Origin of the sequence: Mesorhizobium sp. B2-4-15, from assembly GCF_006658505.1 — a bacterium.
Taxonomy (GTDB): domain Bacteria; phylum Pseudomonadota; class Alphaproteobacteria; order Rhizobiales; family Rhizobiaceae; genus Mesorhizobium.
The window spans coordinates 44,296-57,350 of sequence record NZ_VFUZ01000021.1 but is presented as its reverse complement, the minus strand read 5'-3'; the positions used below and the strand labels follow the sequence as shown (position 1 = coordinate 57,350).

Genomic DNA, 13,055 nt, shown 5'->3' with positions numbered 1-13,055 from the left:
ACGGCATGGGCAGGATGCGGTCGGCTCTTCCGTCTGATTTCTCGCGGATGCTGCGCTTTGGCGCCGTCGGGCTTCTCAACACCGCGCTTGGATATACGCTCATCCTGACCGCGTTGGCGCTGGGGCTCGGCGACATCGTCTCCAATGCCACAGGCTATGCCGCGGGCCTCATTGGCTTCTTCCTCAATCGGCGATGGACGTTCGGGCGCGCTGGCGATTTTCGCTCCGGCGCGGTCGTTCGGTACGCGATCACCTTCATTGTCGTCTATGGCGCCAATCTGGGAATCGTGATCGCCGCCATGTCCGCCGGTATCATCGAAAACCAATTTATCCATCTGGCTGGCAACTGCCTCTACTCGGTCATCTTCTATCTGGGCTCGTCCCGTTTCGTCTTCGTCGCCGATGATCCGGACGCCTTGGCCGGAACGAATGCGGCATGGACCGGAACCGCGACATGAATCAGGCCGCCACAATCATCACGGCCACTCCGTCGCTCGGGGACGCGCAACGCATCAGGCTGGTATTCTGTCTTCTCTGCGCCTGTGTCGTGGCCTATGTGCTGGCGAACTTTGCCGGCGCGATCCTGCAGGATCCCGATAATTGGTGGCACGTGAAGGTCGGCCTGGACTTCCTGGCGAGCCGGACGTTTCCGGCCGTAGACCCTTATTCCCATACTTTTGCAGGCCAGCCCTGGATCGCCAAGGAATGGCTGGGGCAGGTTCTTCTGGCCCTTGCCTACCGCGCGGGCGGTTGGAATGGCGTCGTCGCACTGATCATCGCCACGGTCGGCCTGGCCGTCTTCCTGATGGGATGGTTCCTCAGCGCATGGCTGAAGCCGATACTGGCGGTGGCGCTGGCCTTCGTCGCGGCCTTCCTGATCGCCCCGATCTACACGGCACGCCCGCACGTCTTCACCCTGCCGATCATCGTCGTCTGGACGGCAATGCTGTTTCGTGCCGCGCAGGAAGAGCGAGCCCCGCCCCTGTGGCTGCTCGTGCTTGTCGTGTTGTGGGCGAACCTGCATGCCACGTTCACCCTGAGCTTCGTCATCGCCGCCTTTGCCGGGCTCGATCTCCTGGCACGCTCGGGCCTGTCAAAACCCGCCCTGCTGGCGAAATGGGCGGCTTTCGGCCTGCTCTGCCCGTTGGTCAGCCTGATGCATCCCTATGGCGTGAAGGCCATCCTGGCCACGCTCACCGTGGCCTATGGCAACGAGGCGGTACCACTCATCCTGGAGTGGCGGCCGTTCAACGCCCAAGAACAGCTCTTCCAGGAAGCAGCGATGCTGTTGGCGTTTTTCGGGCTTCTGGTTTCGAGGCTCCGGATCGGCTGGGCCAAGGCGCTGTTCATCGTATTCACGCTGCACGTCTATCTCGCGCATCTGCGATTTGTATATCTGCCCTTCCTGTTGATTCCGTTGGTAATCGCGGCCGAGATCGCACGGCAATATCCTGCGCTCTCGGCTACTACATGGCTGGCGGAAAAGCGTGATGAGCTGGAGAAGGTCTTCGCCAGCCGGTTCTACACAATCTGCGGCGCGATGGCTGTCCTGGCGGTCGGCGTCGTCTCAGTTCTCGGCAGCACCTACCGGGTCGCGCCAAGCCCGACGACAGCGGCCAGCGGCGCCCTCGCATTCGCCAGGGATCATCATCTGTCCGGCAACGTTCTGAATTCCTACAATTTCGGCGGCACGCTGATCTTCCACGGCATCAAGACCTACATTGACGGCAGAACGGACCAGCTGTTCCTCAACGGGTTCACGAAAACCGACGAGGCGACGGGGCACAGCGACGGAAAACCCCTGCTGGAGAACCAGTTGAAGAAATACACCATCGGCTGGGCGCTCCTCACAGCCGACGACACCCGCATCCCCTTCTTCGCGGAGTTGGGCTGGAAGCGCGCCTATGCGGACGAGTATGCCGTGATCTACCTGCCTCCCGGCGCCTGATTTTTTACCGCGCCCGCGCGAACCTGTCCGGCACGACGCTCGCCATTTCGAAATACTGGCCAAGCTTTGCCGCCAGCAGCAAGGTCGCGAAGATAAAATAGGAATCGCAGGCCAGCGCCCACGAAACCTGGGAAGCATGCGTTTGACGGCAGCTTTGCGATTGCCCGAAGGCCGAACCTCATGGTAACGAGGGCACGCGCGGGTATGATGTAATGGTAGCTTGTCAGCTTCCCAAGCTGAACGCGCGGGTTCGATTCCCGCTACCCGCTCCAATCTCTGCCGCAAGGGTTTGCGCCTGATTTGCCGCCCTCCGGAAATAGGCGGTTTTACAGACCATGTGCTGTTGCCAACCGCACTGAGCGATGAACCCCGACCACGTGATGGGGCCGACATGACATTAGTCAAGTCAAGTCAGGCCTGGCCAATTCGCATCTGCTTCTTGAGAAGGAACCGGGCGAGGTTGTTGATATTTCGCGGCGCCACCCTTTTGGGGAGATGTGCCAGCAGGCCCTTGGATTTGACGTCGTTTTGAAATCGCTCTGCCCAGTCCTCGGTGTGATTGTCCCGTTGCAGCCGCAAATTCGTCTTGAACTCGCGGTTCGGCATTTCAATCGACAATTGCCGGGCCACCGATGCCACATAAGGGCGGGGGTCGTCCAACAGGTCTTCGTAAAAGAAATGATCGTAGGGCAGGTCCGCCATGCGCAGGTAGGCCTCCCAGAAGGCATAGCTCTGTTCGATCAGGAAATAGGCCTGGCAGATACCGGCGAAGTCGTATCGCGGAACCAAATCCGCTCCGTCCGTGCTTCTCCAACGGCCTGACGCCTTCGCCCGGCAATAGGAAATCGCTTGGCGAAGGCGGTCCCGCCGCTCCAGCAGGACCAAACCCATGGCATGGCGCCGGAGGCATTCCGCGAGGAAGTCGGCTCCATATTTCGCCTGCGACCAGTGAAGGTGCCGGGGAAACAGCTTTACCGCGAACCTACCATTTGCCGTCCCGCCGCGATCGATCACCGCGGACATGAGTTCGTCGAAGGATTTCGGCTTGCATCCCAGATTGGCCGTATCAAGCCATTCTGCCGACTTACCGAACAATCCGGTGCTGTTTGCCAGGCTGCCAAGCCATTCGGAGCCGCTACGGGCCTCAGTCAGTATCGCCACGCCTTTCATGCGTGCTGATTGCCCGCTGCCTTCAAATGCATGATCCTCATTACAAAATACGGTTCTTCCTGATGGCCCCTCGGCATGCTTACAACTCCACCTAAACAGCGCTTCAACGGCCAGGGGCTGATATCGTTCCGTCGATTCTATCTTAGGCTAAGCTAAAATGAAGGCGAAATCTGTCGCGTTGAGGCGATCGGCGCCGGGCTGCACAAGATTTGTTGTGAAGAGACCGGCCACGCAACGGTGGCCGGTCCTTGCGTCAGGCAGAAGCCGATTACAGCCAGACCCTGGCCCATACGCGCTCGCGCCAGCAGCGCACATGGCGGCGGCCGTGGCGCCAGGTCCGGCGGCAAACCCTGCGCCAGACACGGCGGCGCCCGTGGCGACGACGCCAGCGGCGACCATGACGCCATTCGCCGTAGCGATGCCAGCGACGATCGGAAACCTGCTCCAATCGGGCCTCGTCATCCCCTTCGAAGACAGCCGGATCCGGCTTGTCGAGCTCATCGAGAATCCCGTTGCCCTGCGGGATACCGGCAATGGCGCGACTGGGTCCGGCTACACTCGCAAATGCCACCACCCCGGCGGCGCCAAGCATTCCAGTAAGAAACAACCGACGTTCCATCGAACCCTCCTCCAAGTTGATCATCGGCGTCTCCTTCCCTCGCCGAATGGGCTTCAGCGGCATGCCGATAGCCCTGAACGCGCGGTCGCGATTGTTGTTCCCTCATCCCACTTCGCGCAGGATGAAATCGTGCAGCATCTTGGCCGCCGGCGACAGCACGCGGTTCTTGACCGTGATCAGGCTGTAGGGTCTGACCTCGATGTCGAATTCGGTCTGGACGACATCGATGGCACCGGCGAGCCCATCGGGATTCTGGATGAATTTCGCCACCTGCACCGAGACCGGCGCGATGGCGTCGGATTGCGCGACCATGACCAGCGTCAAGAGCAGCGAGCTGGTGTTGAGGATCCGGTCCGGCAAGGCGATGTTGCGGTTGAGGAAATTGCTCTCCATCGCCTGGCGCAAGGGCGAGCCGCCGGACTGGAAGACCCAGTCATAGGCCGCAGTGTCTTCGAGCCGCACCACGCTGGCACTGGTGAGCGGGTGGCCACGGCGCACGATCAGGCAGGCCTTCTCGACGCCGATGACACGGGATTCGAACAGCCGCGGATTGAGGTCGTCAGGGATGCGCGCGATGATGAAATCATGGCGCGTGGCGATCAGTTCGCGTGCCAGCACATTGGAGGTCTCAACCTGCATGGTGATCTCGATACGCGGATAGATGCGGCGGATTTCGCGGATCGCCGGCACCGCGAGTTCAATCGCCGGCGCGGTCACGGCACCCAGGAACACCGAGCCGCCCTTGCCCGCCTTGAGCTCGGAGATCTCGCGATCGACCTCGCGCATCTCCAGCAGGATCGAGCGCGCGCGCCTTGCCAGTGCCTTGCCGTAGGGCGTCAGCGTGATGCCGCGCGGCAGCCTTTCGCACAGCTTGACCTCCAGCACCGCCTCCATCTCGGCGATCATGCGCGAGGCCGCCGGCTGCGAGATGTTCATCACCTGCGCGGCAGCGCTCACCCGGCCGTGATCGTCGAGCGCGACGATCATGCGCATGTGACGCAGGCTGAGGCCGCTGCGCAGCAAGGTTTCGCCATCGCCCGGCGTCTCGCTGTAACCGTTTGAAACCGCGGCCGGATTTCGTAACGCCGCCATGCTTTCCCCGATTCCTTCCTGGCCAGCCGGCATTCGTGCCGCCCTGCCTTGTCTCAATAACACATACCAAGCGTGATATAGCAAACATCAAAGATCGCATTTGACAGTTATGGCAAAAGGGTCGCAACGTCAGTGCGTTCCGAGACGCGACGGTCGCCGACGATAAAAAATCGTATCGATTGAAATGAGCGGCTCGAAACCATGGGAGGATACCGGAGATCGATATGACGGCAGCAGTGCCTTGGCGCTTCTGCACGATTGCGCGGCCCGCGACCCCCGGGGTGCCGCGTCCATCAACCAGGGAGAGTTAAGTGAAAATCATCAAGACGTTAGTCGCCGCCTTGGCGGTCAGCATCGCGGCCATGTCGGCCACCGCCTACGCAGCCGACAAGGGGCTCGTCGGCGTGCTGATGCCCACCAAGACCTCACAGCGCTGGATCAATGACGGCGACGCCGTGAAGTCCCAGCTCGAGGCTTTGGGCTACACGGTCGACCTGCAGTACGCGCAGGACGACATCCCCAACCAGCTCAGCCAGCTGGAAAACGAGATCACCAAGGGCCCGAAGGCGCTGATCATCGCCTCGATCGACGGCACCACCATGTCGGCCGCCCTGCAAAAGGCCAATGACGCAGGCGTCGTCGTCGTCGCCTATGACCGCCTGATCAAGAAGACGGGCAATGTCGATTATTACACCACCTTCGACAATTTCGGCGTCGGCGTCATCCAGGCCAATTCGCTGCTCAAGGGTCTCGGCTACCCGGACAAGAAGGGTCCGTTCAACATCGAGCTGTTCGGCGGCTCGCCCGACGACAACAACGCCTTCTTCTTCTACAACGGCGCCATGTCGGTGCTGCAGCCGTTGATCGACAGCAAGGTGCTCGTCGTGAAGTCCGGCCAGATGGGCATGGACAAGGTCGGCACGCTGCGCTGGCTGGCCGCGACCGCACAGGCCCGCATGGACAATCTGCTCTCGGCCAACTACTCGAGCGGCGGCGCCCGCGTCGATGGCGTTCTGTCACCCTATGACGGCCTGTCGCGCGGCATCATCGCCTCGCTGCGCGCCGTCGGCTACGGCACCGCCGACCAGCCCTGGCCGGTCGTGACCGGCCAGGATGCCGAAACCGCTTCGGTGAAGGCAATCATCGCCGGCGAACAGTATTCGACCGTGTTCAAGGATACACGTGACCTCGCCAAGGCCACCGTCGAGCTGGTCGACAAGGTGCTGTCGGGCGGCAAGCCGGACGGCCTCGACACCAAGACCTACAACAACGACGTCAAGGTCGTTCCCTCGATCCTCTTGACGCCGCATGAAGTCGACAAGTCGAACTACCAGAAGCTGGTCGTCGACTCCGGCTACATCAAGGCCGCGGACCTGAAGTAATTTCGGTTGCAAAGCCAGGGGTCCTGCGCAACGCAGGGCCCCTTTTCGTTCACCAGCGACCCCGGTATTGTTGCGGACCTCGCAGGAGAATTATTGCCCATGGCCTCGACGATTTTGGAGATGCAGGACATCACCAAGACGTTTCCCGGCGTGAAGGCGCTGTCGAACGTCAATCTGCGTGTCGAGGAAGGCGAGATCCACGCCGTGGTCGGCGAGAATGGCGCCGGCAAGTCGACGCTGATGAAGGTCCTGTCGGGTGTCTACCCCTCAGGCAGCTATGACGGCAAGATCATCTTTCGCGGCGAGGAGTGCCATTTCAAGGGCATTCACGACAGCGAGCACAAGGGAATCGTCATCATCCACCAGGAGCTTGCGCTGGTGCCGATGCTGTCGATCACCGAGAACATATTTCTTGGCAATGAACATGCCAGGCGCGGGATCATCGATTGGGATGCCAACGAGGCGCGCACGACCGGGTTGCTGAAGAAGGTCGGTCTCAAGGAAGATCCCAATACGCTGATCACCAATATCGGCGTCGGCAAGCAGCAACTGGTCGAGATCGCCAAGGCGCTGAGCAAGGAAGTGAAGCTCTTGATCCTCGACGAACCGACGGCGAGCCTGTCGGAAAAGGACAGCCAGGCCCTGCTCGACCTGCTGCTCGAATTCAAGCGGCAAGGCATGACCTCGATCCTGATTTCGCACAAGCTCAACGAGGTGAACCGGGTCGCCGACAAGGTGACCATCATCCGCGACGGGCGCACCATCGAGACGCTTGCCAGGAAGGACATTTCCGAAGACCGCATCATCACTTCGATGGTGGGTCGTTCGCTCGACGACCGCTATCCGCCGCGCGAGCCCAGGATTGGCGATGTCGTGCTGCAGATTCGCGACTGGTCGGTCTATCACCCGATCCACGCCGACCGCCAGGTGATCAAGGGCATCGATGTCGATGTGCGCAAAGGCGAAGTGGTGGGCATTGCCGGGCTGATGGGCGCAGGACGCACCGAATTCGCCATGAGCCTGTTCGGCCGCTCCTACGGCCGCCGCATCACCGGCGAGGTGCTGCTCAACGGCAAGCCTGTCGATCTTTCCTCGGTCAGCAAAGCGGTGAAGCATGGCATCGCCTACGTCACCGAGGACCGCAAGACCTACGGGCTGAACCTGATCGACCATATCAAGCACAACATCACGCTCGCCAATCTTGGCGGCGTGTCGCGCCACGGCGTGATCGACGACCTGCGCGAGCTCGACGTCGCCAACGACTATCGCAAGAAGACCAACATCCGCGCGTCGAGCGTCTACCAGATGACCGGCAACCTTTCGGGCGGCAACCAGCAGAAGGTGGTGCTGTCGAAATGGCTGTTCGCCAACCCGGAAGTGCTGATCCTCGATGAGCCGACGCGCGGCATCGATGTCGGCGCCAAATACGAAATCTACACGATCATCGCCCGCCTGGCCGCCGAAGGTAAGGCGATCATCGTGATCTCGTCGGAAATGCCCGAACTGCTCGGCATCACCGACCGTATCTATGTGATGAACGAAGGGCGCATCGTCGGTGAAATGGCGGCGAACGACGCCAGCCAGGAAAAGATCATGCGCGCCATCGTTCGGGGAGAAGGAAAAGCATCATGAGCACAGAGAGCGCTCCCGTACCGCAATCCGCCACTGCCGATGGCGGGGCGGATACGCCACGCTTCGCGGTCTCGGCATTGGTCACCAATCTGCGCGACTACGGATTGGTGCTGGCGCTGATCGCCATCATGGTGTTCTTCCAGTTCACCACGTCGGGCACACTGTTCAAGCCGCTGAACCTCAGCAACCTCGTGCAGCAGAACTCCTTCATCATCGTGATGGCGCTGGGCATGCTGCTGGTCATCGTTTCCGGCTACATCGACCTCAGCGTCGGTTCGGTCGCCGGCTTCATCGGCGCGCTCGCGGCCAACATGATGGTGACGTGGAATCTGGGCCCGCTCAGCAATCCGTTGGTCGTGTCGATCCTCTGCCTGATCATCGGCGGTGCCATCGGCGCGGCACAGGGCTATTGGATCGCCTATCATCGAATACCGAGCTTCATCGTCACGCTGGCCGGCATGCTGATCTTCCGTGGCATGTGCCAGGCGCTGCTCGGCGGTGGCTCCTCGGTCGGCCCGCTGCCGGATGGCTTCAACAAGCTGAGTTCCGGCTTCATCCCCGACCTGATCGGCCCGCTGACGCTGATTGCACCAACCGTGAATGCGGCGGGCAAGACCATCGTCGGCAGCGGCCTGACGCTGCATATGACGACGATGGTGATCGGGGTCATCGGCGTGGCGGCTTACATTTTCTTCGGCCTCAAGGCACGACGCACGCGTGAGCGGCACGGCTATCAGGCCGAGCCGTTCTCGCTCTTCACCGTCAAGACGCTGGTGATCAGTGCGCTTGTCCTGTTTCTCGTCTATCAGTTCGCCACCTATAAGGGCTTTCCGGTCGTGCTGACGGTCATGGCTGCGCTGATCGCGTTGTTCGTTTTCGTCACCAAGCGCATGACGATCGGCCGCCGCATCTACGCGATGGGCGGCAATCCCAAGGCCGCACTCCTGTCGGGCATCAACACCGAGCGGCTGACCCTCTATGTGTTCATCAACATGGGCGTGCTGTCGGCGCTTGGCGGTCTGATCATCGCGGCGCGCCTCGGACAGGCGGTGCCGGCGGCGGGCCTCGGCAGCGAGCTCGACGTCATCGCCGCCGTGTTCATCGGCGGCGCCTCGGCGATGGGCGGCGTCGGTCAGGTCATCGGTTCGGTGGTCGGCGGCTTCATCATGGGCGTGATGAACAACGGCATGTCGATCATGGGCGTCAACGTCGACTGGCAGCAGGTGGTCAAGGGCCTGGTGCTGCTCGGCGCCGTGGTGTTCGACGTCTACAACAAGAACAAGGGCTGAGGCACCAGGAAGGCATACGGGTCACATCGCGGCGCTGCCGGCAACCGACTGGCACGAAGAAGTTCCCTCAAGGGACAGGCCCGCGAGCGCAATCCGAACGGAGAATTTCACCCGTGGCATGGGCAACGTTCCGGCCGCGCTTAGGAAGGTTTGCCCAGCTGGCAGCCATGCCAAGGCACATGAGAGAGGACTGATCATGCTGATCTCGCAGATTCTCGACGACGCCGAGACCATCCGTGTCGTTGCCCGCAACGGCGGCAAGACCCGGATCATCAACGGCGCCCGCAGCGTCTATTCGCTGGCGATGGAGGCTGCCCGCACCGGCATCGGCCTCGCCACCCTGATCGAGCGCAAGGGGCTCGGCGAGACGGTCGACCTCGACGCCGCCTACAAGAAGGGGCGGCTGTTGTCGCCGATCAATCACCCCGATCCGGCGCACCTGCATCTGACCGGCACCGGCTTGACGCATCTCGGTTCGGCGGCGACGCGCGATTCCATGCACAGGAAGCTCAGCACCGACGGCGAGGAACAGCTCACCGATTCCATGAAGATGTTCCGCATGGGCCTGGAAGGGGGCAAACCGGCGAAAGGCCAGGTCGGCGTGCAGCCGGAATGGTTCTACAAGGGAAACGGCACGATGGCGGTGGCGCCGGGTGCCGCCCTCCTGTCACCGGCCTTCGCCAACGACGCCGGCGAGGAACCCGAGGTCGCCGGCATCTATGTCATCGGCGATGACGGCGCGCCCTTCCGCGTCGGCTTCACGCTGTCGAACGAGTTTTCCGACCATGTGACCGAACGCGTGAACTATCTCTTCCTTGCCCATTCCAAGCTGCGCAACGCCTCGTTCGGGCCGGAGATCCTGATCGGCGACCTGCCGTCCGACATCAGGGGCACGTCGCGCATCGTGCGCGACGGCAAGACGCTCTGGGAAAAGCCGTTCCTGTCGGGCGAAGCCAACATGTCGCACACCATCGCCAACCTCGAACACCACCACTTCAAATATTCGGCCTTCCGGCAGCCGGGCGACGTACACGTCCACATGTTCGGCACCGCGACATTGTCCTTCGCCGATGGCATCAGGACCGAGGCCGGTGACGTCTTCGAGATCGAGGCCGGGGATTTCGGCCTGCCGCTGCGCAACCCGCTCGAGATCGAAAAGCCGGTGGGGGTGGCCGTGAAGGCGCTGTAAGAGTGTGATCTCCCCCCTAGTGGGGGAGATGGCCGGCAGGGCAGAGGGGGGGCGCTGTCCCGCCGACCTATCAACTTATCAAAGTTCAGACTTCGGAAGTCTTCATCTGTGTATCAAAACACGAAGGCAGCGTTCCTTCGCGCCCCCCTCTGCCCTGCCGGGCATCTCCCCCACAAGGGGGGAGATTGGCAGTTCAAACCTCAGCGCGCGGCGCGGAAATGCTTTGAGAGCTTGAGGCCCTGCGCCTGGTAGTTGGAGCCGAGATCGGTGCCGTAGAGCGCCTGCGGCCGCTTCAGCATGTGCTCGTAGACGAGCCGGCCGACGATCTGGCCATGGTCGAGGATGAACGGCACTTCGTGGCTGCGTACTTCGAGCACCGCCCGGCTGCCGGTGCCGCCGGCCGCCGAATGGCCGAAGCCCGGATCGAAGAAGCCGGCATAGTGGACGCGGAACTCGCCGACCAGCGGGTCGAAGGGCGTCATCTCGGCGGCGTAGAGCGGCGGCACATGCACCGCCTCCTGGCTGACGAGAATGTAGAACTCATCGGGATCGAGCACCAGTTCGCCGGCGCCGCTCTTGTGGATCGGCTCCCAGAAGTCGAGGACATCCTGCGCCGCGCGCTTGTCGACATCGACAAGGCCGGTGTGATGCTTGCCGCGATAGCCGACCAGGCCGTCACTGTCGCCATTGAGGTCGATCGACAGCGCGATGCCCCCGCCCGAAATGTTCGGCGGATCGGTGGCGACCAGCATCTCGGCGCGGTGCAATTCATGCAGTTCGGCTTCCGAGAGCAATGCGTTGCCGGTACGGAAGCGTATCTGCGACAGGCGCGAGCCGGTGCGCACTACGATCGGGAAGGTGCGCGGGCTGACTTCCAGATAGAGCGGACCGGTATAGCCGGCAGCGATCTTGTCGAATTCGTGGCCACGGTCGGTCATGACACGGGTGAAGATGTCGAGCCGCCCGGTCGAACTTTTCGGATTAGCCGAGGCCGAAATGTCGGCTGGCAATGCCAGGCTTTCGAGCAGCGGCACGATATAGACGCAGCCGGTTTCCAACACTGCGCCCTCGGTCAGGTTGATCTCGTGAAGCTGCAGCCGATCGAGCTTCTCCGAAACCTTGTGGTTGGGACCGGGCAGAAAGGAAGCCCGCACCCGCCATGCCTTGTCGCCGAGCCTGAGATCAAGGCTCGCCGGCTGGATCTGGTCGACATCAAGCGCGCGTGGCGACTTCAGCGCGCCGGACTGGAACAGCGCCGAAATGTCCTGATCGGGAAGAATGCCTGTCTGCCGCAAAGTCTTGCTCCGCTCGAAGGCCGGGCGAGGTCTGGTACAACCCTCTTAATGAAGCCGGCAATTGACGCAAGCGTGGCGCGGGTCTAAAGGGTCGTTATCCCGTGGTGATTTGGCCGGTCGGCTTGCAGCCACGTTAAACAAGTCGCTAAAGGACCGTCGGGCCGCAAGGCCGTATGGACCGGTTGCGACTTTCGCGGCCGGTTTTTTTGTGTCTGGAACAAAAGCGATGAGCACCAAGAAGCGTAACTGGAAGCCTCAGACAGCCCTCGTGCATGGCGGAACCCTGCGTTCCGGCTTCGGCGAGACCTCCGAGGCGATATACCTGACCCAGGGCTATGTCTATGAGACGGCGCAGGCCGCCGAGGCCCGTTTCAAGGGCGAGGAACCGGGCTTCATCTATTCGCGCTACGCCAATCCGACCGTCGACATGTTCGAGAAGCGCATGTGCGCGCTGGAAGGTGCGGAGGATGCCCGCGCCACGGCATCCGGCATGGCGGCCGTGACGGCGGCGCTTCTGTGCAGCGTCAAGGCTGGTGACCACATCGTGGCGGCGCGCGCGCTGTTCGGGTCCTGCCGCTGGGTGGTCGAGACGCTGGCGCCGCGCTACGGCATCGAGGCGACGCTGGTCGACGGCACCGACATCGCCAACTGGGAAAAGGCGGTGAGGCCGAACACCAAGCTGTTCTTCCTGGAAAGCCCGACCAATCCGACGCTGGAAGTGGTCGACATCACCGCTGTCGCCGCACTTGCCAATTCGATCGGCGCACGGCTTGTCGTCGACAATGTCTTCGCGACGCCCTTGCAGCAGAAGCCGCTGCAGCTCGGCGCCCACATCGTCGTCTATTCGGCGACCAAGCACATCGATGGCCAAGGCCGCTGTCTTGGCGGCGTGATCCTTTCGGACAAGGAATGGATCGACAAGAACCTGCACGACTACTTCCGCCATACCGGCCCCAGCCTGTCGCCCTTCAATGCCTGGACGCTGCTGAAGGGCTTGGAGACGCTGCCGCTGCGCGTGCGCCAACAGACGGAAAGCGCCGGCAAGATCGCCGACTTCCTTGCCGAACAGCCGCGGATCGCCCGCGTCATCTATCCCGGCCGCACCGACCACCCGCAGGCGGATATCGTCAGGAAGCAGATGTCGGGCGGCTCGACGCTGATCTGCCTCGACGTCAAGGGCGGCAAGCAGGCTGCCTTCGCCTTGCAGAACGCGCTCGATATCGTGCTGATCTCGAACAATCTCGGCGATGCCAAGAGCCTGATCACCCATCCGGCGACGACCACCCACAAGAACCTGACGGACGAAGCCCGCGCCGAACTCGGCATCGGGCCAGGTACGCTCAGGCTGTCGGTCGGCCTGGAGGATACCGACGACCTTCTGGAAGACATCGCGCAGGCGTTGCAGGCGGCCAAGTAAGGCCTGCCCACGCGGCATCATG

The 13,055-nt window shown here is 62.1% G+C and carries 11 protein-coding genes, 1 tRNA gene and 1 riboswitch; of the genes, 8 read left to right on the top strand and 4 right to left on the bottom strand.

What is annotated here, in order from left to right; all coding sequences use genetic code 11:
* Positions 1 to 5: 5 nt before the first annotated feature.
* The 3 genes from FJ930_RS22510 (at position 6) to FJ930_RS22500 (ending at position 2,220) form a co-directional block, all read left to right on the top strand.
* A complete protein-coding gene (locus FJ930_RS22510; protein ID WP_141840151.1) occupies positions 6 to 458 on the top strand; it encodes a GtrA family protein in 453 nt (150 codons plus the stop codon).
* Complete coding sequence (locus tag FJ930_RS22505) at positions 455 to 1,948, top strand: hypothetical protein (protein WP_141840150.1); 1,494 nt, start codon at positions 455 to 457, stop codon at positions 1,946 to 1,948. The genes FJ930_RS22510 and FJ930_RS22505 overlap by 4 nt, the downstream gene beginning before the upstream one ends.
* A 198-nt stretch (positions 1,949 to 2,146) precedes the next feature.
* A tRNA-Gly gene (locus FJ930_RS22500) sits at positions 2,147 to 2,220 on the top strand.
* Positions 2,221 to 2,359: 139 nt separating this feature from the next.
* Here the strand turns inward: FJ930_RS22500 and FJ930_RS22495 are convergent.
* From FJ930_RS22495 to FJ930_RS22485, 3 genes are all read right to left on the bottom strand, one after another.
* Positions 2,360 to 3,118 (bottom strand): Stf0 family sulfotransferase, encoded by a 759-nt coding sequence (locus tag FJ930_RS22495; protein ID WP_141840149.1) that lies wholly within the window; start codon positions 3,116 to 3,118, stop codon positions 2,360 to 2,362.
* 268 nt (positions 3,119 to 3,386) lie between these two features.
* A complete protein-coding gene (locus tag FJ930_RS22490) occupies positions 3,387 to 3,761 on the bottom strand; it encodes a protamine-2 (modular protein) (RefSeq protein WP_246676993.1) in 375 nt (124 codons plus the stop codon).
* 78 nt (positions 3,762 to 3,839) lie between these two features.
* Entirely contained in the window at positions 3,840 to 4,829 is a 990-nt protein-coding gene (locus tag FJ930_RS22485; RefSeq protein WP_140749287.1) for a LysR family transcriptional regulator, read from the bottom strand.
* Between the two features lie 311 nt (positions 4,830 to 5,140).
* Between FJ930_RS22485 and chvE the strand changes: the two genes are divergently transcribed.
* From chvE to araD1, 4 genes are all read left to right on the top strand, one after another.
* A complete protein-coding gene (gene chvE / locus FJ930_RS22480) occupies positions 5,141 to 6,211 on the top strand; it encodes a multiple monosaccharide ABC transporter substrate-binding protein (protein WP_140749290.1) in 1,071 nt (356 codons plus the stop codon).
* A 99-nt stretch (positions 6,212 to 6,310) separates the two neighbouring features.
* Positions 6,311 to 7,843: a multiple monosaccharide ABC transporter ATP-binding protein gene (mmsA, locus tag FJ930_RS22475; protein WP_141840148.1), complete on the top strand. Its 1,533-nt coding sequence runs from the start codon at positions 6,311 to 6,313 to the stop codon at positions 7,841 to 7,843.
* The gene (gene mmsB / locus FJ930_RS22470) at positions 7,840 to 9,132 is read left to right on the top strand and encodes a multiple monosaccharide ABC transporter permease (protein ID WP_140744116.1); all 1,293 of its coding nucleotides are present in this window, start codon (positions 7,840 to 7,842) and stop codon (positions 9,130 to 9,132) included. The genes mmsA and mmsB overlap by 4 nt, the downstream gene beginning before the upstream one ends.
* A 196-nt stretch (positions 9,133 to 9,328) precedes the next feature.
* Positions 9,329 to 10,321, top strand: coding sequence for an AraD1 family protein (gene araD1, locus FJ930_RS22465; RefSeq protein ID WP_140744249.1), 993 nt, complete (start codon positions 9,329 to 9,331; stop codon positions 10,319 to 10,321).
* 200 nt (positions 10,322 to 10,521) lie between these two features.
* Here araD1 and FJ930_RS22460 read toward each other — a convergent pair whose 3' ends face one another.
* A complete protein-coding gene (locus FJ930_RS22460) occupies positions 10,522 to 11,616 on the bottom strand; it encodes a 2'-deoxycytidine 5'-triphosphate deaminase (RefSeq protein WP_141840147.1) in 1,095 nt (364 codons plus the stop codon).
* Between the two features lie 91 nt (positions 11,617 to 11,707).
* A riboswitch (SAM riboswitch) is annotated at positions 11,708 to 11,785 on the top strand.
* Positions 11,786 to 11,842: 57 nt separating this feature from the next.
* Between FJ930_RS22460 and FJ930_RS22455 the strand changes: the two genes are divergently transcribed.
* The gene (locus tag FJ930_RS22455) at positions 11,843 to 13,033 is read left to right on the top strand and encodes an O-succinylhomoserine sulfhydrylase (RefSeq protein ID WP_141840146.1); all 1,191 of its coding nucleotides are present in this window, start codon (positions 11,843 to 11,845) and stop codon (positions 13,031 to 13,033) included.
* Positions 13,034 to 13,055 lie beyond the last annotated feature (22 nt).